Below are 26106 nucleotides of genomic sequence, written 5' to 3' on the forward strand. Positions count from 1 at the left end.
ATCTTTTAGATATTTTCTCGTATAATCGATTGATTTATATTTTGCTATTCCTCCAACCCAATTTTTAAAGTTTGATTTTTCAGGGTTATAATTATTTATATTTTCCCATACCGCAAGGAGACAGTCATTCATGCACTCATCATAATAATCTTGAAGATAAAATAAATGCTTTTTTAAAACAGTCTTAAGGATCCAGCCATAATTTTCTATGACATATTCTAAAGCTTTCTCATTTCTTTTTTTTATCTCTTGAATAAAGTTATCCTCCGTTATTCTCAATATAACACCCCCTAAGGATAAATTTTTGTTTTATTTATGCCTTCACTATATACTTCGTAACAAACTATAGGAATCTATCAAGAATCCTAAATAAAAATATTATATATATAAAAAAGACCCAAAGAATATTTTTTATAGATATCCTTTGAGTCAATAAGTCCGACTTTCAAATAATTAAAATATATATTTAAGTAATTCATTCTAATAGTTTTTCTCATCGCCTATAAAATATAACTTAGCTGAGTTTGTCAGTTGTATTATTGTGACAAACTCAATTATTTATAATTTATGCCACATAATTCTACTTATACGACATAACATTTAATTTTACTAATTATAGTTTATCATATTATGACTTTCAAACAATACTGATTTTGACTCAGTTATAACTTAATATAAGCCTACAATAATAATTATTTAAATTCTAATCTATAATTTACATACTTGCCTGTATCTTCTAATATAACAATTGCATCATATTTTTTATCTTTCTTTGATGAATAAAATCCTGTTACAAAAGTGGAGCCTTCTTTCAGTAGTTCTATAACCATTTGTTTATTCAGCTTTTTCTTCTTTGAAATGAAGAAACGGTCTTCCTTAAACATTGCAAACTTACATTCATTATTATTACAATAAAAGTTCTTTTTAGATTCATAGATAGGTGATCCACATCTTGGACACTTTCCAATCTTTTCTTTGTCTGTTTGAAACGGATTTTCTTTAATCACATGGGAGTAATTGGATATGATATCTTTCACAAAATCTTCTATTCCTTCCATAAAAGTATCCGCTTCCATATAACCCATAGATATTTCTGTAAGCATATTCTCCCAGTCTGAGGTAAGGGATGGAGATTTTAGTTCATCTGGAATAACTGTTATTAAACTAAAAGCTTTATGAGTTGGGATAAGTTGCTTTTTCTTACGTTCCAAATATCCAATTGATATTAATTTTTCAATAATTGTTGCTCTTGTTGCTGGAGTGCCTAAGCCTTGTTTTTCTGTATCAAGATCTTTATCTATATCTTCAATGCCTGCTTTCTCCATTGCTCCGAGTAGAGTATCTTCTGTATATCTTTTAGGTGAAGTAGATTTGCCTTCTCTTATATTTTTATTCTTGATAGCATATTCTCTACCTTTTATAATATTGGGCAATTCACTAAACTCTTTATCACATTTAGCCTCTTTGAACTTGGATATAAAGCTATTTTCAACTTTTTTAAAACCTTCTTTAACTACCTTCTTGCCAGTTACTACAAATTTCTCATCATTCACTATAAAGGAAGCTCTGATCTTCTTTTCTAAGCAATCATCTAGTACTGATGATATTAGTCTCATATATATTAAACCAAATATATTTTGTAATGTTAATGGTAACTCTTTCATATTAAATTTTCTAATTTCTTTAGTTGGAACAATAGCATGATGATCATTAACTTTATCATTGTTTATTATCTTCTTTATATTTAAGTTTGTATAATTAGTATTATCACTTATATCTTCAATAATTGTTTTAATATTTTCTTCCATATCCTCTGTTAAATAACGACTATCTGTCCTTGGGTAAGTAATCAGTTTCTTCTCATACAATTCTTGAAGATAGTCTAATGTTTGCTTTGCAGTATAACCAAAATATCTATTAGCTTCTCTTTGTAGAGTAGTCAAGTCAAAAGGAAGGGGAGCTTTTATTACTTGCTCTTTTCCCTCTAGTTCCTCACACACTCCACTATTATTTGTGATTCTAGACAAAAGTTCTCTTGCTTTATTCTTATCTTCAATTCTTTGAGATTCTGCAATAAATTCCCCAAAATCAAGTTGCACATGATAAAAAGACTTACTTTTAAAGTTCTGAATTATATGTTCCCTTTCAACAATCATTGATAAAGTCGGTGTTTGAACCCTACCTACACTTAAAAGATTACCATAGAGTGTTGTAAATAAGCGAGTCGCATTTATACCGACAAGCCAATCCGCTTTTGCTCTTGCTAATGCTGAGCTATATAGATTATCATAGGCTTTACCATCCTTTAGATTATTAAATCCTCTTTCAATTGCAGAATCTTCCATTGAGGAAATCCAAAGTCTTTTTACTGGTTTATTACAATTAGCCTTCTTGTACACTAGCCTAAAAATAAGTTCTCCTTCCCGACCTGCATCAGTTGCACATATTATTTCTTTAACTCTTTTATCATTCAAAAGTCTATTCAATAGACTAAATTGCTTAGAAGTATTATTAAATATTGTAGTTTCCCATACATCAGGTATGATAGGTAAATCTTCTAGCTTCCATTTCTTATATCTATTTTCGTACACATCTGCATCTGCTAATCCGACTAAGTGTCCAATACACCAAGTAACCATATATCCATTTCCTTCTAAATAACCATCATATTTGTTATATGCTTTTAATACCTCTGCAATACTCCTAGCCCCTGATGGTTTTTCTGCTATTACTAATTTCATGGGCACCTCCAATTTTAAAAGAGAGGATAAATCTATCCCCTCAATTGTTCGTTTTCATCCATATTTTCTGTATCTTCTTCATATTCATCAGATGGTTTTCTTCTTAAGTCTTGAATATTAGAAATTTTGCCATTTATTTATGTTGTTTTTTAACTTTCTATATTTTAAGTATTTTTCAATCAACTTCTTAGACATTATTTCTTTCTCCCCTATAAATAAATTAAAATTCCACTTCAATTCGCTCTATAACTGGCTTAAGTATAAATTCATCATCTTCCCAAAATTTTAGAGGTAATACTTTAAATTTTGGACTTATAGAATCAATTTCTGAAACCAAATATATTTTAAATTGATTTGGATTATTTTTAGCAAATTCTAGTTCACCTGGTGTTATTACAAATGATTGCCCATTTCCTACCTTTACTTCTACAAAATATTCATTTCCATTAAAATCAATATAAGATAAGTCATAATCTCCTGAACTAGCTTGTCCTGCCTTTAAAATACCTAATTCTACAAAAGCTTCAGATTTAGGAAATATATTTTCTTTTCCATACTCGCTACATAATTTGTTATATATTAATAATTCTCCTTTGTTACCTGCAATTTTTTTATTTCTTCTACTTTTCTGATCTTCTTTTTCAGTAAAGGCAGCTTTTCTTCTGTTATGATTTATTTTTTTATTTGTTTCTTCTTTAGAATACTCAAATTTAGTTTCAGTTGGTAGTATCCCCCTTATTTCATTGTATGGGTCCCTTTCTAAATCTTTTTCTTCTTTAATCTTTGTCAACTCTTGTTTCTTTATCCATTCTTTAAATTCTTTTTCTCTATTAAAATAAATCATCTCTTGTGCTTTTTTATCAGTTGTTATTTCATCAGAAAATTGATTTTTACCATTTAGCTTTTCATAATTTTCTCTATAAGCTTCATCTGCATTTTTTTCGGATTTTATATCCCAAAATCCAAACTCATTATTCACTTCCTTAACAATATTAAAATAAATAGAATTTCTATATTCTTTTATTTTAAAGTTATCAAATCTATCTATTTTATTTATAAATGTGTTTTGTAAGGTCACATCATTTATTGCTTGATTAAATATTGTATTAATATAATTCGTTCTTTCCTTCCTTAAAAAATCTTCTAGTTCTTTTTTATAATATGAAATTAAATCTATGGTATAAACAAAACCAAGATTCGCAAATTCATCTACATCCTTACCTAATTTAGTTAAGATATCAATGATTTTTTTCCCATTGTTAATATTTGAGAAATTATCAAAGTCTACATCCATCGTTGTTAAATCAAAATTGGTGTCTATTCTATAGATAGTTTCTATAAAATTGTTTTTAAGTTGATTGTTATAAAACTCATCTTCAATTACATCCAATGTCCCGAATTCTTTTTTTACTAGAAATTCACGGTCTTTCCTTTTCTCAGTTCTAAATAGTTCCCCAATTTTTCCAGAATCAAAACCAGGGGTATTTGCTATATTAGAATATATATTTTCGATTTGCTCAGAAAGTAAATTAATATCGTAATTATCATTGTTGATTGTAATATACCACTTAGTTGCTGATTCTTTTAAAATAGAATAGCCTTCTTTAATTTCTATAATATTATTGTTTTCTCTTATACAAATTTTATCAACTAAACTTATCTTAAGTCTCCCACCAAGTTCAGCAATGTTATCATTTTTTTCACCATATGCACGTGCGAACTTTAAAAATTCTTTAAAATATATCTGAAAATGTGTATCAGCTCGACTTTCTTTAATAGATTCTGCTATTATTTCAAAATCCTTATTGTATTCCTTGCATCCAAAAGTATGAACAAAATTTTTATTATTTGTTCTTTGCCCTTTATCTAGTATTGGTATGCTTCTCTTATCTATAATTTGAGAACTTGGTAAATAGCTTTCTGAAGCCAAATAATACTGCAATTTATCTTTTATCCGGACTAAGACTTTTCCTTCTTCAATGAACTTTCTTTTATTATCTGATTCAACAAATTCCTTAGAATAGGAAGGTTGTTCAATAATCCTATATATTGATTTTGAAAGCTCAACACTCTTCAAAAAATCATATTTAGGCAATTTTAACATTAACCCGTAGAAATCATCTGAAGATAAGTCAGTAATCTTATTACAAAAATCAAATAAACCCATTATTTCAAGAACTTCAGCATAGGCACAATTTAAGGCCTTAGCAATCATCTCTAAATATTCTGCATCTATAACTGGAAAAACCTCTGAAAACCTGTTGTTAGTTCTGAGATTTACTCCCCAAAGTACTTCCATAGGTGAGTATTTACTATCTCCAAATGTTAACCACTTAGTATTATTAAAAACAAACAGTAAATAGTTTTTAATTTGACCTCGATATTTTCGATAATATTGCTGTCGAGCCCCCATAAATTGTATTGTTGCATTTTCCGAATAATATTTATTGCTTAAATATGAATGCAAGGATATATCATTTTTAATCCAATAAATTACTTCCTTTGTTCTTAGTTTTTTAAGAATATCTTCTAATTTAATGATAAATGGCAATTCATATTCAATATAAACATATTCAGATGCACCTATTTCAGGACTATTCAAAATTTTATTGTTATATATCATATTATATTTAAAATTCGGTTCAATATTTATCTTGTTTATTTTAGGAAAAATATTTACACCAAATTTTTTTATAAAATCAATAAATTCAACTTCATCTACTGTATTATAAATAAATGTGTTTTGTTGAGGAAAGCTACCATAGGATTCATCAAACATTTTTGGGGCTAATTTATTTCCATATTCAACACCAAAATACAATTTGTCCGCACTGGATACCTCTTTATCATTTACATTGGGGAAATTATACCTTATAGGTGATAACTCGGTACCTTTTGGTGGTGTCCATCCATTTCCTTCAAAACGATAGTTACTCCAAAGCCATTTGATAAAATCTATAGCCTTATTATAAGTATCCACAGAACTATTTACAGTTGTAATAATATTATTTTTATCACGGTAAGAGAAATTTACTAAAGGATATATCTTATTTTGAGAAATCAATCTAGAGATATGAATATCCTTATCTTTTTCTCGAAGTTCAATTATTTTAGGATTATTACTAGCATACTCAAAAAATTTATTTTGATAGTCTTTATCTAAAGATGGGACCCTAACCCATGATGGTATTCCTTTTCCGATTTTTCCTACTAAAAAATAGCATTCATCTTGGTATCCTATCCATTTACCTGTCTGCGTTTTCAAAAGTCTAGGCAATGAGTTTCTGAAGTTATCATTCCACCATGTAAATACTCTAATATGATTATCTATATCCCATTTTTCTGATATAGAATTGATTACATTAAGTAAGTCGTCTTCATCATAATTCAATTCTATATCATTGTTATCCCCAATATCTTTAAGCATTGAAAATGAGTTTTCCTTATCTAGTTTTTCTTCACTGTTTTTTAAAATCTTTTTAAATTCATTCCCTTTAAAAATTTCCGGAAAATCACTCTTTAGTACTTTTGGATAATCTTTTATAGATATATAATCTCCATTCACTGTTTCTAAAACTCTTGCATCCTTTATTAAATCCAAATAATAATCTTCTAAATTAAATTTAGAAAACGGTGGTATGAATTTCCATTTTTTGCGAAAACTACTTGTTGAAGGATAGTTCTTAGGGGTCAATAATCTTAATGCCAAATCCCCATATTCGGTGCGAGAAAACTTTAAAGCCACTTCTTTTAAAAATTTAAGTTGTTCTTTAATTATAGTCTCATTAATATTATTCTTAGTAATATTATTTCTATCATCTCCTAACAAGTAAGATGCATGCATTACACAGTTAAAAGGCGACTCCGTATCATTTAAGGGGAAAAAGGAGTATAATGTACTGCTCTCAAAATCATCATATAATAAAGGAACTGCTATAGATAACAAAATATCTTTCTTTTCTTCATCCTCTTTAACAGCTTTAGGTACTAATTTTTCAAATAAATAGTATTGCTCAGAATTCTCCTTTTTATTATTAATATATTTATACAAATTAACCCTTTTAAAGTCTTCAGAGAAAATTTCTCTTTCATATTTGATTGTGTTATCTTCTCCATCTTCTGTTAAGTTGATTATAATTCTATCAATGTTAGGTAAAAATAAAAGTAGCCTTAAGTCCATATTTTTTATCTGCTCAACTACACCAAATCCATCCATAATCTTAGATGGATCTATTGACATTTGAATCGTTGTGTCAAAATCAGATTTTATGCCATCAATATTTTGAGGTACTGCTAAAATTGGGACATATAGTTTTGAACCCTTAGATTTTTGTTTGTTAATTTGTTTTTTTATTTGAACATTGTCTTTAATTTCTTCAAATTTTCTTTCAGCTATACTTTTGGAAAATTCAATATTAAACTCCCCAGAATATATTCTTATTTCTTCAGTCCAGTTTAATACAGAACGAAACCCCGTTCCTTTATTCCCTATATATTTTCCTTTATCTTTGGAAGTGTTATTACCTTGTACAATTGCTTTAATTCCCTCTTTATCGAAGTATGTTCCAGTATTTGAAACGGTCAAAGTGTTATTTTTAAATTCAATTAAAACCTCTAGTTCAGATTTTGGTATATTGCCCTCATTAATCCTTTTCTGATATGCATCATCTGCATTTTGGAGCAATTCTAATATTTCACGGCCATGATAGCCTTTAACATCTCTTTTTTCTATATTGTTCTCACCTATAAGCAATTCTCTTTCCTGCTCAATAAGATGGTTTGTTTTATATTCTTGATTTAAAGTTTCTATGTATTTTTGGCTATCATTCATCAATATCACCTACTAATTTTATTTTTACCTTTTCCTTAATTACAATTTTATAGCATGCTCTATCTTTTCTCAACTTAATTATTCCATTATTCTCCGTCCATACAGATTGCTCTATCGATTAATATATCTTTTACTTCTTGATAATCTATACAACTTAATAATTGCTTAGACTTCTGATCTTTTTCCAAAATAGAGAGAGGATAAATCTATCCCCTCAATTATTCGTTTTCATCCATATTTTCTGTATCTTCTATATATTCCTCTTCTAAATCATCTTCAAAATATTCATCAAATGAATCATCATAATCATCATAGTCATCTTCGTCAAAATATGTCTCTTCTTGTTTAGGTTTATATATCTTAAAGTAATAACCTGCAACACCAACTACTAAGAGAACTGCTATAAAGAAAATAGGACTAGAGTTTTTCTTTCCCTCTTCTACAACTTCCAACTCTGCTTCTTTCTCCACTTGTTCCTGAGCTTCTCTTTCTTTTTGTAATTCTTCTATGGTTTTAGAATCTCCAACTGTCTTATTAACTACTTGTTTTTCTCCCTCAACCATATTCAGTAAGTCTTGTTCTCCTACTTCTATGAGGAGTTGAACATTTTGAGTGTTTTTATCATGGTCTACTATTAAATAAAATGTCTTGCCTGATTTTGTTTGAAAGGTTAGAAATTGTCTAACATCTATCTCTTTGCTCTCTTCACTTGGTATGATTTCCGGTTGATTTTTAGGGTCATTTATAATAGTCGTTGTATCTCCATTGGGATTTTTCTTAGGATTTTCTTCTTCAACTGCTTTTGCAACACTAATTGCTTTAGGTGTAATATCCTGACCATTTCTATTTACATTTTCCATCACTGTGCCTCTTGCTTTGTTTTCTTTAGTTGCTAGAGGATTTATTCCCTTTTCATTTCCTCCTTCTACAAGGGTATTGTCAGTATCTGAACTTGAATTTATTAATATGTCTTGATTACCACTTGTCTTGTTTTCCTGTGGTTTTAAAATATCCCCCTCTTCTTTTTCAATATAAATGTCTGGATCATAATTTTCATCCCCTATAATGATAGGACTACCATCTCTCTCATCATCAATAATTATAATTTCCTCACTATCTGCTGCTAAGCTTGTAGATGGGAATATTGAAACTGATGCTATTACTAGAGATATAGAGCACAATATAAATAATATCTTTTTCATTCATAACCTCCTATGTTATATTTTCTTTTAGTTTTTATTCTTCATTAAATTCAATATCTTCCTTACCTTGATATTGGTTAATCTTTTTTTCAACAATTTCCTTATATTCTTGTAAACTGATATCCATGGATAAGAAATCCTTATAAATCTCTGTTTTCTCTAATTCCTTAATTTCAAGCTCAACATTGTCAATTTTATTATTTAATTTATCTTTCTGTAAATTTAGTTTCTTTAACTCTTCATATTTTCTTATTAGTTTTCGATTCATTGATTCCTCCTTAGTTTAATCTTCCAAAAGCATAAAAATGGTTTCTCCAGTAATTAGTGTTTATACTGGTATATTGAATTGGGTCGCCTGCATGTAGCATAAATCCGTTACCTGCGTAGATGCCTACATGAGAAACCGGATTGCTTGTATTATATGTTCCTGTAAAAAACACAATATCTCCAGCCTTTGCTTCATTTCTACTAATAGGGGTTGTCTTATTAAATATCCCTTGAGCAGTAGTCCTATATAAGTCTGGTTTTACTCCAGATACTCTGAATGACCAAGCAACAAAGCTAGAACAATCAAAAGCATTTGGTCCATTAGCTCCATATACATATGGTTTTCCTATATGTTTTTCAGCTTCATTAAAAAGTTGCCTAACAGTTTCAGTATCATAAGCAATACCTGGATTGCCATAATTTCCTGTATAACCGTTATAATATGTTGAGGCAGATAAAGGATACTCATCTATTTCACTATGCAAATAGAAATAAGGATTAAGTCTCTCACCACTTGGCTCTTTTAACTCTAGGTGAAGATGATTCCCAGTTGAGTTCCCTGTGCTTCCCATTCTTGCAATTACATCATCCCTTGTAACTTTATAGCCTACATTTACATCTATAGAAGAGCAATGTGCATATAGGGCTTGTGCACCACTTTCATGTTCTATAATGACATAATTACCAAATCCATTTCTATCAAATGCTACTTCAACTACTCTTCCATCAAAGATAGCCTTTAATCTAGCGCCTTCATCACCTGCAATATCAATTCCATTATGCATAACCATTTCTCCACTTATTGGATGGATTCGATATCCAAACATTGATGTAATAGCCGATTTCCATTCTCCATCTATTGGTGATGGGAAGGACATAAAGTTGCCCTTTGTTTCAATTAAAATATTGTACATTTCATTTTGTTCATCATTCATTCTTTCTTTGAGCACTAAATCTAATGGTCTTAAATTTAAGGTTACAACTAATATTTTTTTCTCATGTACTTCACGAATTGTTATTCTTTCTCCTGTATCAGGATCCGTAACAGTTCTTGTGGTGGTATATCTTTCAATTACATCTTGAGTTGTTAAATCATATTGGGAATTAAAAACATCTTCAATTTCATAAAGAATATCATTGACTCTAAAATCTTGAAATAAAGCAGTTAAGTAGGCAACGAGTTCATGGGGATCATGGCCAACTGACGAAAGGTTGTATCTATATTCGTCATAATTAGGATTATTTATTTCAATATCTTGTATTTCTTTTAATAAACTCGCTTCAAGTTTTGTATATTCAATGTCTGCATTAGTTACATTAATATCATCAGCTTGATAAGAGCTTCCTGCTATTGAACCTAAACCACCCATTATAATTGATGAACACGAATGCATTAAAGCCATTATTCCAAAGAATAAAAAAAGGAGACCTAAGATATATAACGATGACTTTTTAGAACCTAGTTTTATTGAGTTCCAAGCATTTCTCGTTGTTTCCCTAAATCCCCTTATAAGTCTTGCTCCAGTCGTATTGCGTATTTCCTTATTGTACTCTCGTTGTATTTTTTTCTTGTAAAAATAGTTGTTTATCCTATTTGAACCTTTGGGTTTATACTTTTCTTCATATACTTTCTCAAATCCTATCTTTTGTTCTAACTTTGCATCTTGATTAAGATACTTTTGAAGCTTTTTCTCTTGTCTTTTTTCTTGATATGATTCAAGACCTCTGCCTACATGTTTAACTGTATTTACTCCAGAAGTAACCCCTTCTATAGACTCAATACCTACATTCTCATCTTCTTTTTCATTAACTGCTTTCCTAGTTGCAAAGACCCCAGCCATTGAACCATCAGTAATACCTCTCTTAATGTGTTTTTCATCCGAAAAATCTAATGAGCTTGATTTTTTCCTATTTTCTTCAAACCCTAGTTTTTTCTCTAATTTTCTTATTTTCTTCTGATTTTGTTTTTGAGTTTTTTCTATCTTATCTGCCTTTGAAGAATTTGAACTTTTATCTGGCAATATATCACCTCCATCAATCCTTATCCAAAAATAATCTGATAAAGTATTCTTGTCCTTTAGATGTTATCTTTGTTGTAAGAGAAATTTTAGGTTCTTTGTTATCTTTAAAATATACATTTTCTTTAATTTCCATTAAACCCATATCCACAGATTTTTGCGTTGGGAGATTATAGTCTTCACCGTTTGGTTTCATTAAAAAACCCGCCTCTCTCAAGAAATGAAAAAGACGGTTTCTACCTATGTTTATCCCATTTTGTCTTAGTATCTTTGCAAGATTTCCTATCAATATTGAATCATCAGAGCCTAATAGACTTTCAGCAAATATAACTTTTGATTTGTTTTCCTCATTAATTCTCATAACAACTTCTAATGCTTTAGCAAGTAATTCCTTTTCGCTCATTTCCTCTTGATTGTATATATATCCTCCATTTTTTCTTATGGATGGTATAACCTCTCTTGTAATCCACCTTTTAAACTCCTTTGCTTGTGGTAGCTTTGAAGATAAAATTAGAGAATAAAGACCTGCTTCATTTATAAGTGTCATTTCTCGTTTTTGCCTGCCGTCGTGAATCCCGACGCTAGCTTTATCATCATCCTCTATATGCCTAATTAGTGCATCTCTAGTATTTGAATAACCTAAGGCTTTAGCTACATCTAACCCAACAAACCAAGGATTATTATATTTATCTTGTAGTGTTCTTACATCACCAAATATTGGATTGGTAAATGTCTTGATTTGGTTCATTTATTCCTCCTTCATCACCTCGTCTGGTTTAGTAGTCATTACCCTGTAAAGCATAGTGTCTTTAGGAAACTTATCAATAAAAGGAATTATGACATTACCATAAAATAATAGTCCTTCACCTTCATTAGAGTTGGTCACATAAGATAACTGATGAGGAGATATATTTAATTGTTTAGAAAGTATTTGCCTATCTCCATGTGCTTGATTTAACATATATATGAAATCACTATTTTCAAATATATTCTCAATTTCTCTAGAAGCTAATAAATCTTTTATATTCTGTGTTATACCTGTAGGCATACCTCCCCATTTTCTAAACCTCTTCCATATTTCAACTGAATATGATGCTGTTTGCTCTTCTTTTAGTAACAAGTGAAATTCATCTACATAATATCTTGTATTACGCTTTTCTGTTCTATTAATTGTAACTCTATTCCAAACTTGATCTTGGACAATAAGCATACCTATTTTCTTTAACTGTTTTCCAAGTTCTTTTATGTCATAGCATACTAGACGATTATTAACATCTACGTTCGTTTGATGGTTAAATAAGTTTAATGAACCTGTTACATATATTTCTATAGCAGTGGCCAATCTTTGAGCTTCTGGTTCAACTTGAGCACGTAGTAAATTATATAAGTCTTCTAATATTGGCATATTTTCTGCTTTAGGATCTTGTAAATAATTTTGGTATACTAATCTAACACAACGATCTATTATTGTTTTCTCAACTGGTTCAAGCCCTGTCTTTCCTCCTATAATTAACTCGCAAAGTGACAAAATGAAATCTGACTTTAGAGATAATGGATTCTCATCATCGGAGTAATCAAGATTTAAATCCATAGGATTTATATATTGAGTTGATGTAGGGGATATCTTTATTACTTGTCCGTTTAGCTTTTCAACTAGAGGATTATATTCTGCTTCAGGGTCGCAGATAATAATGTCATCCTTAGTTATAAGAAATGCATTTGTTATCTCTCTCTTAGCACTAAAGGACTTACCTGATCCAGGAGTTCCTAAAATCAAACCATTAGGATTCTTTAATTTCTTCCTATCAACCATAATCATATTATTAGATAGAGCATTTAAGCCATAATAGAGGCTTTCTCCATCCATAAATAGTTCTTGTGTTGTAAAAGGAATAAATATAGCTGTTGAGCTTGTAGTTAAACCTCTATCAATCTCAATCTCATTCTTTCCTAGAGGAAGAGATGAAACAAAACCTTGCTCTTGTTGATAATCTAATCTCTTTAACTGACAGTTATACTTTTGTGCAATCCCTGATGTTTGAAGTATTATATTCTCTAGTGTTTGTCTCGTTCTTGCAGTATTTAAAAATATAATTGTAACTAAAAACATTCTTTCATTTCTAGATTGTAATTCTTCCAGTAGTGATTTAGCTTCCTTACCAAAAGTTGCTAAATCTGATGGAATAATATCCATATCATATCCTGCTCGCACTGCTCTCTTTTGCTCTTCAATTTTCATTTTGTCTAAATCAGATATTTTATGTTTAATGTTTTTTATAGCTTCTGATTGATCTAAAGACTGAATATGAAAGTTTATAAGAATATCATTTTCCATATTTAAAAATTCTGCTAACATACTATCAGAGAGTTCAGGAGCAAGGATTTGTAAGAATGATGCAGCACCATACATATTACCTATTTTAAGCATTCTATGGTCGGAAAAATTTAAAGAACTAGGTGAAATAAAGTCTTTTGTACTCATACCACCTTCTTTAACTAAATTCCAGTTAAAACTCATTTTAGTATTAGTATCATGATTTAAGATCTCATATAGCAACTCCAATCTTTCTTTACCATTCAGACTAAAGGCACTCACGCCCATTGCCTTGAAATTATTAATAATATCACTCTCAATTCTTTCAAGTCTTGGTTTTGCAAGCCTTATATTATCTGCTTCAATAGCAAAAATAATATACTTTGTTTTTGAAAGACCGTTATTTCCTTTTGCTAATTGTTCTTTCAACATATCTGAATACTCTTTTCGTACATCATTAAACTCATCATCTTGTTCTTCAATATGGGTATTATCCACCATTTCTTCGCCCTTTCCAGTTTGATTTAAAAATGTAAGCTGAATAGAAATTGATGAATCAAAATAATTTAAAAACTCGCAATAGCTCTCAAATATTAAGGATTTATCTTCATTTTGTGCAAGCAGGTAATTAATATCATAAAACTGTACAATTTTAGAAAATTTTCTCCTATCTATTTGACATATCCCATCTGGTAAAATTCTTTTATATGGGATTGTTTCTTGGACAGTAGATGGTACATTAATATCTTTGTTTTTCTTATGATTATTTTTTTTGCTATTTCTCTTGTTATTTAATTTACTTTTGTTTTCTTGAGGACTTATTCCTTGTCTTTTTTGTTGCTTCAATGTTTAAATTCACATCCCTTCTGCTTGTAGATAGTTCTCTATACATATTTTGTGTCTTATACACCCTAACCTTAGGATATTGAAACTTTTGACGGATCACATAGCTTATATACTTTTCCGGTGGGATCCCATCTTTCTGAAAAATTCCCATAAAGAAAAAAGGGAAAGCAATTATTATTAGAGCCATCATAGATACTTCATTTCCAGATATTCCTTTAAAAATTAGATAGACAGGAATTGAAACTGCTCCTCCTAAAGAAAAGCAGATCAATTGCCTTTTTGTTAGATTAAGTGCAACCTTTGTTTTTACTTTGCTTAAATCTTTTGGTGCAGGTACAAAAGCCATTATTTTTTCCCCTCTTCAATTTTAATATCGGATAAATTGACCATAGAACTCTCTGTATCCTTGGTATTTGAAAGCCTTTCATCAAATTCTTCAAGGACTTCCTCGTGATATCCTAATTCATCTAACATTAATTCTTGATTTGAGAATATAATTTCATTTATTATACTTTGTTTCTTCCTTTCCTTTAATAATTTATACATTGTATAAGCAGTTAGACCTCCGGAAAGTATTACTGATCCAACCCCTAATAAATTAATCTTTTCAATCTTTTCTTCTCTTTTTCTATTCATATAATTCTCCTTTTTTAATGTGTATTTAGTACTGACCTTGCTAATGAACCAGTCTTAAATAAGCTAAAACATAATAGTACCGTGTATGTTAATATCATTAGAATGCTTGCATGGATATTGTCAGTAACAGTAAGAGTTCTTATTAATACTGCATATATACCTACACATACCATTATGAAAAAAGCTTGAATTGCTAAAGCAAATAGACCTTTAAAATAATTTGTACCAGTTTGTCCCCATTCTTTATTAGCTAGTGTCGCCATAGGGATAGGAGCCACACTACTCACAAGATAGATCTCAATCATACGGCCATACAATATTACTGTTATTAAAATAGAAATAGCATTCATTGCAAATCTTGCTATAGTAGTTTCTAACATTAATCCTAAAAGAGCAGAGATTTCCATCTCTTCAATACCAAGCATCATGGATTCAATATTTGATGAAATATCTATACTAGCTTCGGAACTGATTACCCCTGATGCTTGATTAACCATATGCTGGGCAACATCAAAAGTTGCCATCACTATATTCCAAGTATTTGAAACAATAGTTACTGCAATGAATGCCTTAAAAATCCATTTAAAGAATATCCATGTATCTATATCATGCAAATTATTTCTATCGGTTATCATTATAATAAGCTCATAGCATAATACAAATGTAATTACTAAGCCAGCAATTGGAACAATGACATTTTCTGATAAGGATTGAATCACATTAAAAACATCACTGTTCCACCCTTGAGGGGTAGTACCAACCTCAGTTGCAATTGTACCGATTTTTTCGTTCACATCAGCAAACATATTCTCTAAATTGTTTTGTATGACCCCTAAAAGTAATTCTTTGATCCATTCTGTGAGATTTTCCCACAGACCAAACATCTTATCCGCCTAAAACAATCCAGAAAGTAATGGGATTAGAGTTAAGCCTATAACAACTACTCCTCCACCAGCCATAAGTTGTTTAATGCCTTGAGATTTTGCACCTGGATTGTCATTACCATAACCTTCAAGAAGGTTTATAACACCCCAAGCTCCAAGTCCTGCACCTAGAGCTACTACTAATGTTCCTAATGTATCTACTGCACTGTTAAAAAACTCCATATTTGTTTTCCTCCTAATTTTTTCATTAATTTTTATCTATATAAAAAACAGAAGCCTAATAAGCATCTCGAGCTACTTACTTGAATTCTGTTTGTTGACACAAAAATAGACAGTAGGTTTCTACTGCCTTTTGACATAGTATTTAGTTGCATTTTTGTTATAAATCTGGAATTTCTATTACTTCTATCTCTTCATTACCTTTTAATGTAAGTTTTGTATTTAGCATTTTCTCTATATCAAAAGTATTCTTTTCATCATAATCAGATAGTTTATTGTAATTCTTATGCTTTGTAATATCATATTTATCGGATAGAAATGGACGTATTCCTCTAAGTTGTAATATACATTTTCCACCATCCATAGTTGCTAATTCATCTTGACTCATTAGGTCTTTTCCAACTTTTTGATAATTAAGTCCATGAGATTTTTCCCTACCTCTATTCTCAGATGTGTTATATAAATCAATTGTTTCTTTTCCTAATATCTCTGATATCTCCTTTAGAGTAGTCTTCTCTTTCCCTCCCAGAAATAATGTTGTATCACAATTTCCAACTATTGTATCTGCATGATCTTTATAAATTCCTTTTAACTGAGATTGTGCTTGCAAAACAACACTTGCTGAAATTTCTCTTGAACGTATAGTTGCAATTAGTTTTTCAAATTTAGGGATAGTTCCTATATTTGCAAATTCATCTAATAAACACCTTACATGGATAGGCAATCGGCCATTATAAATATCATCGGCCTTATTGCAAAGCAAGTTAAATAGTTGTGTATAAAGCATAGCCACAACAAAGTTAAAAGTATCATCTGTATCAGAAATAATGATAAACAAGGCTGTTTTTCTATCTCCAATAGTGTCTAGCTCCATTTCATCATATGCCATTAAATCTCTTAATTCCTTTATATCAAAAGGAGCAAGCCTTGCACCACATGAAATCAAGATAGATTTTGCAGTCTTTCCAGCAGCTAGTTTATATTTTTTATACTGTCTTACTGCAAAGTGGTTTGGATCTATTTCTTCTAATGACTCAAATATTAAATCTACTGGATTCTTATAACTTTCATCTTCTTCCCTAGTTTCACTTTTATTTATTAATTCTAAAAGAGTAGTAAAGTTTTGTTCTTCCTCTGGTGCTTCATAGAATATTAAGCCAATATATGCAGTATATAGAAGTCTCTCAGCCTTTACCCAGAAGTCTTCTCCTGATTTATCCCCTTCACCTTTTGTGTTTACTATAATTGTATTTACAAGTTTTAAGATATCTTTCTCATTCTGTAAATAAGCAAAGGGATTATAGTGCATGGACTTACTAAAATTTATAGTATTTAAAACCTTTATCTTATAAGGTTCATAAATGATTTTACCATTTCTATCCCTTTCATATACTGGTTGACCTTTTCTATCTCTAAGCTCCTTATTGTCCTTACTATACTTTCTTTTAGGAGCTCCTTTAGCTAACATCTTCCCACATTCAGTTAACAAAGTTCCTTTAGGATCTGTCACCACATATGATGAGTGCATCTGCATCAAATTTGGTTTAACATAGAATCTAGTTTTACCTGATCCTGAACCACCTACAACAAGAACATTCTTGTTTCTAGAGTTTTTTGGATTCTTTGGTCTTGAATCCATGGTTAGCCTTTCAGTTTGAGTTAAAATAACATTATCTTCAAAACACTTATCCATAAAAGGACGAATATCTTTAGTAGTTCCCCATCTTGCAGAACCATACTCCTCACCTTTTCTATACTTCTTTGCATTTTTGCCTTTACTGTACACTATGGCAAATATTATGGCTGATATTGTTATTCCAACTAACCAATCCATTATATTAAAGCTAATCAAAGGAGACTTAAATATATACTTTAGATATTTCAAAACTTCTAATAGTTTTAAAATTATATTCCCTTCAGGTAATAGATTGTATAGATAGCTAACTTTGTGGAATATGAACGCTATAACTATATAAGGGGCTAATCTGACTACAAATCTCTTTTTATCTGTAGTTTCAATTGACATTTTCAAATCTTCTATTGGTGTCATCATAGGCTCTGCTCCTTATGTTTATGTCTTGTCTTATCTTTATTTATTCCTAGAGCCTTTTCTGAGAATTTCTTTAGTGTTTCTAGTAAACTAGGTTTCTTTGTTACCATGTTGTCATTAATCATTTCCTTAAAGGCTTGTGATATCATATCGGTGTCTTTACCCTTAAAAAATAGGACAAAGGTAGGTGGATCTGTTGTCTTATCTTTCTTAAGAGCATATTCCAAATTATACTTTCTTGCATACTTTTCAAAACTTTTAATATTTGAATCATCAATTTCAACTGTTTTAAGTCCATCATACTTTTTGGTGAATTCATTTACTGTCATTTTCTTTTTAGTAGTTTGCTTCCCTTTATTTAAGGACTTGGATTTTTGTTCTTTTTTCTTATTTTCTATATCTCTTATAGCTGCTTGAGCTACTTTAAACATAGTTTGCATTGATACCTTTGAAGCTTGAACGCTTATAGCAACTGTTTTACTGTTAACTTCTTCTTGCATAAAGATCCCTCCTTCCTTTTACTATCAATCTCCATAAAGGGTATTGCTTGCCCAAGATTGATAATATTGAGCCATTGTCATTGGTGCATTGTAAATTGTAGTCAATAGATAATTTCTTAAATTCTTAATCTTAGTAGTATTTTCATCTAGAGAATTTAAAATATATTCCAAATGAGAATAGTTAATCTTTATAAACTGACTTTTTACTATTTCTAGTGGCTTATCTTGACCATTAATTTTTACAGTTCCACTAGTTTGCAAATATACATCAGCTATTAAATCGATTATCCCATCAATACGTTCTCTATCATGTTTATAACTAACAATTAGAGATTCATATTCAACATTTTCTCTAATGAGTTCTAATACTTTTTCTTTCTTGTAGTTATCCACATCATTTCTATCATTTTCATTAGATGATTGAAGTGGATAGTCTATGTCAGAAATATTTGTAGTAATATTTGTTATATTCTTTGTATTTGTCTTGCCAATTTCTGAAATAGGCCTTACAAAATCCTGCGATAGACTCTTACCATTTTCTGAATCCCCTATTACATTTTCTGGTGAGAGGGTCTTGACAGGATATGTAAGAGTCTTTAACTTATCCACAATTAATTCAAGATATAAAACATTATTTAAAGTAGTACCCCCTACACTTATAGTTCTAAATTCTCTTTTAATTACACCAAGGTCTTCTAAAAATACAATAGCTCTCTGCCCATCTCTTTTAGAAATAGCAAACTGATCTGCTAATTGCTGGTAGCTTCTTTGAAGTAAGTCTCTTTGAAACTTCTTTTTAAAACCAATTAATTCTCCTGTCTGTTCATCTCTGATTTCAGTTGGTCGATACCAATAAACAATGTCTGCTAAAATATTAATGGCAAGCCAATGTGGCTTGCCATTTTCTTTAACTATTGTTTTATTCCATATTGTAGGTACTATATTTCCAGTAAAATGTATCTTACCAACCTCATCTACAATTTCATTACCTGAACTGTATATGTTGTTCAATTTTTCACCCCCATTGTGGTTGGTTATTTGTTAAAAATTTTATTCATAAATTTAGTATTTTAAGTTAGAAAAGACCCGAAGGTCTTTTAAGTTTACAATGTTACATATAAGATAAATTATATATCTATAGGTATCATTAGGATTAAAGCTACCTTCTCCAAATGTTATTTCTTTCAGAAACTTTGAGTAGAAAATCACCTAGCTATTACAATAAGCTCTCATAATTTAATACACAAGAGCTATAATTGCAATTATAGTTGCTATTATAGATGCAATTGTAGCCACAACAGCGTTTATATTATTACTTTTAGTGTAATTTATCTCTAATAGCAGTTGTAGATAGGAAAAGTTTTCTCTATAAATCTCTCTGTGATCTATTTTTCTGTTTTTATGAAATTCTTTTAATTTTGTTTTATTGTTGCTTATATAAAAGTCCCAGTTCTTGTCAAATTCTTCATAAAAATTTTCGCTTTTCCTATTTTCTTGCTCTGATGTGCTTTGTATTCTCATAAGTAAATCTTTAATCTTTTTATTATACAAAATCTTTTTTCTTCCTGTTGTATATTTTGAAAATTCACGCTCAAATATATTTAGTTCCCTATATCCAAAAAAATTGTAATAAAATTCATTGCCATATCTTGCAATATATGAACAAATGCTAAAATGGGGGATCCTATTATTCCCTGCGATTAAAGTATGGTTAATTTCTTCAAAATCAGAAGAAATTATATAATTATTATTCTTATTATGATAAGAAAGACTTATATCCCCTAGATACAATGTGTTTACATTAATAGGTTCTTTTCTTGTCATACCTGTTAAATTAATTAATTGATTAGTTTGACCCTGTTCACTAAATAATAAACTTGTAATATAATGCTGACAAATTAAAGAAAAAAATTCCTTATGCATTTGCTCTAAAGCTAAATAGTACTCAGATACATGCCTATTATTATCTATATCATACCAATTAAAATAGTCTTTTCGATTTATTAAGTCTATGTTATCAAGAATGAAGCTATTATATGAAGTATCATCTAAACACTTTTTAAATTTAAACTTATATTCTAAAAGCGCAAAATAATTATTGATCTGAACCCAAGATATGTTAATTCTATCTATATATTTATCATTTAAGAAGATAATTTCTGCAAATTGTCCATATCCAGAACTTGAATATTGTAAACGAATATAATCATATCTTTGTATGAAAGTTGGCTTTTTATAATAATTTTTCACACTATATTCTTTTTTGGAAAGGGCATATAGTTTTTTTAATAATTTCCCAACTCCATTATTTGATAAAACATCATATATGTCTATACCTGAAACCACAGAATTATCATAATAATCCGTACGATTTAACCATTCTGGATGCTCCTCTTTAATATATTCACGATGGTTCTTATCTCCCACAAGTTTGCTTGATTTTACATATTCTTTAAATTCATCAGTATTAACATTCTTTTTATAGTATTCTATGCAATTCTTCTTCTCTTTTTCTGTTTTTATTCTTAATAAATTTATCATTTCCACTCCTTTTATGAACAATAAAATCTAAGCTTTAAACTAAAATTATAATTATCGTGGCTCCAAGGTGTTTTTGTTTCTAGTCTTCTTAAATACAACTTCAAATATTTATAAAGGTCATTAGGATAATTTCAAGAGGTAAAGTCTTAAGCTATTCTATTTCCAACGTTTCTTGCTTGTGTCATCATTATAACACCATCCCCGCAGCATGGGTCATAGACCCTTCCTTTGTATGGCTCTATCATTTCTACAAGGGTCTTTACTATGCTTGTTGGTGTGTAGAATTCTCCTCCCCCTTTGCCTTCAACACTGGCAAACTGACCCAGGAAGTACTCATATACCCTTCCAAGAAGGTCCTTTTCTCCATTGTTATGCAGTTTTATGGTAGATATTAGGTCAATGAGCTCACCGAGCCTTCTCTTGTCAAGCTCTGGTCTTGCATACCTCTTATCCAACACTCCTTTTAGGGAAGGGTTCTCTTTTTCAATAAGGATCATTGCATCGTCAATGTACTGGCCGATCTTGGTGTCCTTTGCACTATCCATAATAAAGGACCATCTGGCTTCCTTAGGCACCCAGAAGATGTTTTCTGCCAGGTATTCATCCCTGTCCTCTTCAAAGCCTTCTCCTTCTTCAACCAGTTCATTGTATTTAGTCTCAAATTTATCCGATATGTATTTTAGGAATATCAGACCAAGAACTACATGCTTGTACTCAGATGCATCCATGCTGCCTCTAAGCTTATCTGCAGCTTTCCATAAGGTTTCTTCAAATCCGATATTACCGGTGTTCTCTGTCATGTTTTCCCTCCTACGTTGTGACTGTCTTGATTGAATAAATCTCTTAAAATATTAGAATATACCTCATTTTTATATATCAACCTATTACTTCTATTATACATAACATATAGGCTATTTCCAGAATATTTTCATTTTTTTCTGATATTAATACAAAGAAGAACTATCTTTATAGTAACTCTTCTTCCAATTGTTTGAAATTCATCGATTAGATATCTTCTTTACTGGAAACATCCATACTTTTCTTGGATTACCTTCGTCATCTTCCTGTATTTCTTCATAAGGATCTGATGCTAGTTCTACAAGGCCTTGATAAACATACTTACCTGGCTTAAACACTTCAAATAAATGTACTTCCACTCCATTATTCTTTGAGTTTGCTAGGGTTTTATTTTGAGCTCGATTTATATCCTGGTCTCCAATCTTCCCCATGCCCGTATAGTGCAAACTATCCCCAAACCACTTATCCTTATATAATCCTTTTGTGTAATCAGAGATTATAACTAACGTATTTGTTTGCTTAGATCTCCTCATTCCGCCCATCATTGCACATTTGAACTCATTATACATTTCTTGATTTGTCACAGTTTCTCCAATTTTAAATTTACAAGTATAACTCATGTAATTCCTCCTTTAGACCTTCTTATTTCACATCTAGAACAACTCCAAAAATTTTATAACTTAATTTACAACTATAAGTATGCTCCCACATCTTTATTCTTCAAATACTCTATTCTCTTTAAAATATTTTTTCCAAAATTGAAGCAATGCTATTATCTGCATCTGTTAGATCAACAAACTTAATACTCACTCTAACTCCATCTTCGGAAGTGTAGTTTATAGTGTTATTAGGCGCGTCTGATTTTGGGTAAAGCAAGATAATTTCTTTAGCATTATATTTCTTGCTATAAGCATACATCTGATACATATCAGCTTGAGATATCCCATAATTATTCAGTGTACTTGAAAGGAGCTTCCATTTGGCGTCTATTACTGTGATTTCTCCTTTTCTTTCTAGTACAATATCTGGACGTAGTGAAAATGCTTTTCTAGGACGATCAAAAAGACAATAGCGGCTACCCTGTGCCCACATATCAACTTTGTTCCCTACTAATCTTTTGATTTTTTTTGTTACATAGCTTTCAAAAACCTTTTCCATAGGAAAAAGCAGTGCAATGGCAACCTTATTACCGGAAAAGCTAGTAAAACTATTCCCTTTCAAGAATATCCGACACCATGTCAATGTATTATTATAATGCTTCATACCCCGATCAAGTGAACATTTTGATAAGTCTTTTTCATAATCCTTAGAGTATGGTACTCCATCGAAGAAATTTATTAATCTAATCGCTTGTACCCTGTTTGACCTCTCTCTAGTTACTGTCATTAAAAGTCTCAGTGTTGACTTAATTATCCTATTCTCAGGTCTATCTAGGTTAAATTCATCGTACCTAACAAAAAATTTATCTCTTATAATTGAATTATGTTTAATATCCTGTGTGGTCACAAGTTTCCCTTTATAAAAGCGTTCATTGCTTTCGATGGTGGTATAAGATGATTTAAGTCCTTGTTTGGTTAGTGAAGAAACCTCACTAAGAAACATTTTTATAAAAATTTCAAGTATGTTCATTTTCCCAGTATTTAAATGTGATAGGTTAAAGTCTTTAAAAGCCATATCATCCAGATATCCCAGCATCTCAAGAAAAATATCCTTTGTTTTTTTCGGGGTTATTATTTCACTAACAATCTTTGGTAATATCTCAATGACAGTGCCATCTGTCATTGAGATAACACCTACGTAATTTTTCGCTATTATCAATTTCCCCAGATTTCGTTTAGAGGATAATGTTAACAATTCATTGCTATTTGTACCTTCTCTATTAGTCAAAATGAACTCTTCTAGTGCCCTAAATGTTTGCTCAGGTAACCGTTCATAACCTCTAACCTTTACGTTATTGGTAAATCCTCCATATTCAGTAATCGCATATACATTCTTAGAAGTATGCATATGAATCTATCCTCATAAATGCTTCTTCATTTATCACATAATACTCAGGAACATCATTTATGGTGTCCCCAAATAACTTTTGATTATCTGTTTTTTTAATTATGAAGCAAGTTGATGGGTCTTGTTTTTGATTATCTCCAACTACAAGTTGGATTTTCTCGTAGTCATCAAAGAAATATTCTTGTAAAAGTGGAATTATGTTATGCTTAAATATCTTTGATAGAGTATCAATTGTGGGTCCAGTTTTCAATGGTAGAAAATATGAGTGTCCAATTGTATGATCACGGTCTAGCAAAACAGTAATTCTTTTGTTCATGGTACTTAAAACTTGTGAAATATCTATACTCTCTACAATAACGTCTCTAAGAATATCTGCATCCGGTATCATCTCAATAAAATTGAAACGACGTCTCAAAGCTGTATCAATCATAGCTATAGATCTGTCTGCTGAATTCATTGTTCCGATTAGATAAACATTATCAGGAACACCAAAATCCTGCTCAGAATATGGTAATTTTGCTGTTTGCTGTTCAATCGCTCCTAGTCGTTTGGTCGGTTCAATGAGAGTAATTAGTTCCCCAAATATTTTAGAAATGTTCCCACGATTTATCTCATCAATTATGAATACTCGATTAGGAATCTTAATGCTTTTAGTAAATAATTCTGGACGTATTCGCTTAAGTATTTTTATGGCATTTGTAACTGAAACCGACAATTTATACACTGCTGACAAAGTCATAGTCTTACCAGCATTATCCTCTACGATGTCTTCACTAATTCCTTTTACGAGCCATTTAACCTTGCGAAGTCTTTTATACTTAGGATATTCATCATGCCATTCTGGCTCTCCGGTCACTACCCCAATTGCATCAATAGTTCTACTTGAGTAACAAGAGAAAACTATGTCTCCCAACTGCATCCTGTTATAAAAAGCATTTAGTACATTTATTCCACCTTCTTGGGTAAAATCAGTTGAGTCCGTAATTGATTCACCATAATTATCCCAACCAATTCTGATGTGATCATTTTCGATACATTCTGTTCTTGTTGGGTTATTCCCGGTTCCTTCAAGAGAGACTTTCCAGACAGTTGGATTCTTTCTAAATCCTAAATCAGAGTTTTTCCCACTCTCTATTGGGGTTCCTGCATTATCGCAGAACTTCTTAAATACCCCATCGTGTATTTCATACATAATTTCACCTTCCAACTCAGCCATTTCATTAGAATTAAGAACTGGTCGGATACCTTCAATAAATTCTTCATAGCTAAAAGACTGATGGAATGTTGTAAATTCAATCAAGCCCTCTTCTTTGTATTTTAAATACCTCTTAAATACATTTTCATAATCCTCTAAAAGTACTTCTGAGATACTTTTCTCTTCAATTATAGCTACAGCATAGTAAACCGAATTATAAGTTTTTCCTGTTCCAGGAGGTCCATATAGAATTAGATTTTTGTCTGATATAACCATCTTAGACTCCTTCTTTTTTTCTACAGGCTTTTTATCTTCTCCATTTAGCGATTGTTTTTTCTTACTCCAGGCTATGTGTGATACTTCTGGGAATGTTAAACTTGGTGATAGACTTTTAATCTTATTATTTAGTTCACTTAAGAAGTCCACATAATCTTGTCCACTACACTTGAAACTAGGAACCTTTATTCCAATTTCTTTTGTGATGTAGTCCCTTGAATTGTTGTCTAAAGTCATAAAACTATTGGGTCTAATCCAGAATAAACTCATTGTGATATATGCTAAGCCGTTTCCTGTAACGGCTATTGCATCATTAAAGGCGGATTTAAATTCATCTGTAATGCTATTTGAATCTGCAGCTTTTATAGCTTCAATAAATAGAGTCCATAATTCATCGGTCCCACCAAAAAATGAGTTCATATTATTAAGTAAAGGTATTCCTGTAAATTCACTAGGTGTAGGATGATCAATATGAAATGTATCCGCCAGTATACCAGCAAGATATTTACGATTAGAATCAGTTAGTCCACGGTTAAAAATCCCCATAACAGAGAAGGGGTCTATCCTATAATCTCTGGGTGCCCACCAATCCTCACGTTCAAAATGCAAATAGTTCATTAGAGGTTGTTCTTCAGAAAGACCTTTAATAATCTCAAATAACTCTGATTGCCTATTCTTGTATGATAGCAATTTATTTGCAAAATCCTCATAAAATTCGATCCAGCTATATTCGTTGTTCATACGTTGTCCTCCCACTTAATTGACTCTGATAATTTCTAAA

The 26106-nt window shown here is 30.6% G+C and carries 19 protein-coding genes and 1 pseudogene; all 20 read right to left on the reverse strand.

Going from position 1 to position 26106, the window contains the following annotated elements:
* The coding region (locus tag ACKVDP_RS10415) for a sigma factor (RefSeq protein WP_409228784.1) at positions 1-279 on the reverse strand (279 nt) is incomplete at its 3' end.
* A gap of 413 nt (positions 280-692) precedes the next feature.
* Positions 693-2741 (reverse strand): DNA topoisomerase 3, encoded by a 2049-nt coding sequence (locus ACKVDP_RS10420; protein ID WP_409228785.1) that lies wholly within the window; start codon positions 2739-2741, stop codon positions 693-695.
* A 220-nt stretch (positions 2742-2961) separates the two neighbouring features.
* Complete coding sequence (locus ACKVDP_RS10425) at positions 2962-7572, reverse strand: sacsin N-terminal ATP-binding-like domain-containing protein (protein WP_409228787.1); 4611 nt, start codon at positions 7570-7572, stop codon at positions 2962-2964.
* A gap of 218 nt (positions 7573-7790) precedes the next feature.
* Positions 7791-8774 (reverse strand): CD1107 family mobile element protein, encoded by a 984-nt coding sequence (locus tag ACKVDP_RS10430; protein ID WP_409228788.1) that lies wholly within the window; start codon positions 8772-8774, stop codon positions 7791-7793.
* A gap of 34 nt (positions 8775-8808) precedes the next feature.
* Positions 8809-9042 carry a hypothetical protein gene (locus ACKVDP_RS10435; protein WP_409228789.1) on the reverse strand — a complete coding sequence of 78 codons (234 nt, stop codon included), beginning with the start codon at positions 9040-9042 and terminating at the stop codon, positions 8809-8811.
* A 10-nt stretch (positions 9043-9052) separates the two neighbouring features.
* Positions 9053-10612, reverse strand: a pseudogene (locus tag ACKVDP_RS10440) (CD1108 family mobile element protein); the annotation flags it as partial.
* A 463-nt stretch (positions 10613-11075) separates the two neighbouring features.
* The gene (locus ACKVDP_RS10445; RefSeq protein WP_409228791.1) at positions 11076-11807 is read right to left on the reverse strand and encodes a phage antirepressor; all 732 of its coding nucleotides are present in this window, start codon (positions 11805-11807) and stop codon (positions 11076-11078) included.
* Positions 11808-14219, reverse strand: a complete 2412-nt coding sequence (locus ACKVDP_RS10450; RefSeq protein ID WP_409228792.1) for a VirB4-like conjugal transfer ATPase, CD1110 family — start codon at positions 14217-14219, stop codon at positions 11808-11810.
* Positions 14170-14565 (reverse strand): PrgI family protein, encoded by a 396-nt coding sequence (locus tag ACKVDP_RS10455; protein WP_409228793.1) that lies wholly within the window; start codon positions 14563-14565, stop codon positions 14170-14172. Before ACKVDP_RS10455 ends, ACKVDP_RS10450 begins: the two co-directional genes overlap by 50 nt.
* On the reverse strand, positions 14565-14855 hold the full coding sequence (locus ACKVDP_RS10460) for a hypothetical protein (RefSeq protein ID WP_409228794.1): 291 nt from the start codon (positions 14853-14855) through the stop codon (positions 14565-14567). Before ACKVDP_RS10460 ends, ACKVDP_RS10455 begins: the two co-directional genes overlap by 1 nt.
* Before the next feature lie 14 nt (positions 14856-14869).
* A complete protein-coding gene (locus ACKVDP_RS10465; RefSeq protein ID WP_409228795.1) occupies positions 14870-15739 on the reverse strand; it encodes a VirB6/TrbL-like conjugal transfer protein, CD1112 family in 870 nt (289 codons plus the stop codon).
* A 9-nt stretch (positions 15740-15748) separates the two neighbouring features.
* Entirely contained in the window at positions 15749-15961 is a 213-nt protein-coding gene (locus tag ACKVDP_RS10470; RefSeq protein WP_409228796.1) for a Maff2 family mobile element protein, read from the reverse strand.
* A gap of 157 nt (positions 15962-16118) precedes the next feature.
* On the reverse strand, positions 16119-18011 hold the full coding sequence (locus ACKVDP_RS10475) for a VirD4-like conjugal transfer protein, CD1115 family (RefSeq protein WP_409228797.1): 1893 nt from the start codon (positions 18009-18011) through the stop codon (positions 16119-16121).
* Entirely contained in the window at positions 18008-18508 is a 501-nt protein-coding gene (locus ACKVDP_RS10480) for a PcfB family protein (RefSeq protein WP_409228798.1), read from the reverse strand. Before ACKVDP_RS10480 ends, ACKVDP_RS10475 begins: the two co-directional genes overlap by 4 nt.
* A 24-nt stretch (positions 18509-18532) precedes the next feature.
* Complete coding sequence (locus tag ACKVDP_RS10485; RefSeq protein ID WP_409228799.1) at positions 18533-19519, reverse strand: DUF6017 domain-containing protein; 987 nt, start codon at positions 19517-19519, stop codon at positions 18533-18535.
* A gap of 225 nt (positions 19520-19744) precedes the next feature.
* On the reverse strand, positions 19745-21049 hold the full coding sequence (locus ACKVDP_RS10490; RefSeq protein ID WP_409228800.1) for a hypothetical protein: 1305 nt from the start codon (positions 21047-21049) through the stop codon (positions 19745-19747).
* 146 nt (positions 21050-21195) lie between these two features.
* Positions 21196-21849: a type I restriction-modification system subunit M N-terminal domain-containing protein gene (locus ACKVDP_RS10495; RefSeq protein ID WP_409228802.1), complete on the reverse strand. Its 654-nt coding sequence runs from the start codon at positions 21847-21849 to the stop codon at positions 21196-21198.
* 198 nt (positions 21850-22047) lie between these two features.
* On the reverse strand, positions 22048-22467 hold the full coding sequence (locus ACKVDP_RS10500; RefSeq protein WP_409228803.1) for a hypothetical protein: 420 nt from the start codon (positions 22465-22467) through the stop codon (positions 22048-22050).
* 118 nt (positions 22468-22585) lie between these two features.
* Positions 22586-23854 carry an McrC family protein gene (locus tag ACKVDP_RS10505; protein WP_409228804.1) on the reverse strand — a complete coding sequence of 423 codons (1269 nt, stop codon included), beginning with the start codon at positions 23852-23854 and terminating at the stop codon, positions 22586-22588.
* Positions 23841-26066, reverse strand: a complete 2226-nt coding sequence (locus ACKVDP_RS10510; protein ID WP_409228805.1) for an AAA family ATPase — start codon at positions 26064-26066, stop codon at positions 23841-23843. The genes ACKVDP_RS10505 and ACKVDP_RS10510 overlap by 14 nt, the downstream gene beginning before the upstream one ends.
* Positions 26067-26106: the final 40 nt, after the last annotated feature.

The organism is Gudongella ferriphila, assembly GCF_046224405.1.
Lineage (GTDB): Bacteria > Bacillota > Clostridia > Tissierellales > Tissierellaceae > Gudongella.

Coding starts and splice junctions, on each gene's coding strand:
- ACKVDP_RS10420 (WP_409228785.1), bottom strand. CDS start 2,741: ATGAAATTAGTAATAGCAGAAAAACCATCAGGGGCTAGGAGTATTGCA.
- ACKVDP_RS10425 (WP_409228787.1), bottom strand. CDS start 7,572: ATGAATGATAGCCAAAAATACATAGAAACTTTAAATCAAGAATATAAA.
- ACKVDP_RS10430 (WP_409228788.1), bottom strand. CDS start 8,774: ATGAAAAAGATATTATTTATATTGTGCTCTATATCTCTAGTAATAGCA.
- ACKVDP_RS10435 (WP_409228789.1), bottom strand. CDS start 9,042: ATGAATCGAAAACTAATAAGAAAATATGAAGAGTTAAAGAAACTAAAT.
- ACKVDP_RS10445 (WP_409228791.1), bottom strand. CDS start 11,807: ATGAACCAAATCAAGACATTTACCAATCCAATATTTGGTGATGTAAGA.
- ACKVDP_RS10455 (WP_409228793.1), bottom strand. CDS start 14,565: ATGGCTTTTGTACCTGCACCAAAAGATTTAAGCAAAGTAAAAACAAAG.
- ACKVDP_RS10460 (WP_409228794.1), bottom strand. CDS start 14,855: ATGAATAGAAAAAGAGAAGAAAAGATTGAAAAGATTAATTTATTAGGG.
- ACKVDP_RS10465 (WP_409228795.1), bottom strand. CDS start 15,739: ATGTTTGGTCTGTGGGAAAATCTCACAGAATGGATCAAAGAATTACTT.
- ACKVDP_RS10470 (WP_409228796.1), bottom strand. CDS start 15,961: ATGGAGTTTTTTAACAGTGCAGTAGATACATTAGGAACATTAGTAGTA.
- ACKVDP_RS10475 (WP_409228797.1), bottom strand. CDS start 18,011: ATGATGACACCAATAGAAGATTTGAAAATGTCAATTGAAACTACAGAT.
- ACKVDP_RS10480 (WP_409228798.1), bottom strand. CDS start 18,508: ATGCAAGAAGAAGTTAACAGTAAAACAGTTGCTATAAGCGTTCAAGCT.
- ACKVDP_RS10490 (WP_409228800.1), bottom strand. CDS start 21,049: ATGATAAATTTATTAAGAATAAAAACAGAAAAAGAGAAGAAGAATTGC.
- ACKVDP_RS10495 (WP_409228802.1), bottom strand. CDS start 21,849: ATGACAGAGAACACCGGTAATATCGGATTTGAAGAAACCTTATGGAAA.
- ACKVDP_RS10500 (WP_409228803.1), bottom strand. CDS start 22,467: ATGAGTTATACTTGTAAATTTAAAATTGGAGAAACTGTGACAAATCAA.
- ACKVDP_RS10505 (WP_409228804.1), bottom strand. CDS start 23,854: ATGCATACTTCTAAGAATGTATATGCGATTACTGAATATGGAGGATTT.
- ACKVDP_RS10510 (WP_409228805.1), bottom strand. CDS start 26,066: ATGAACAACGAATATAGCTGGATCGAATTTTATGAGGATTTTGCAAAT.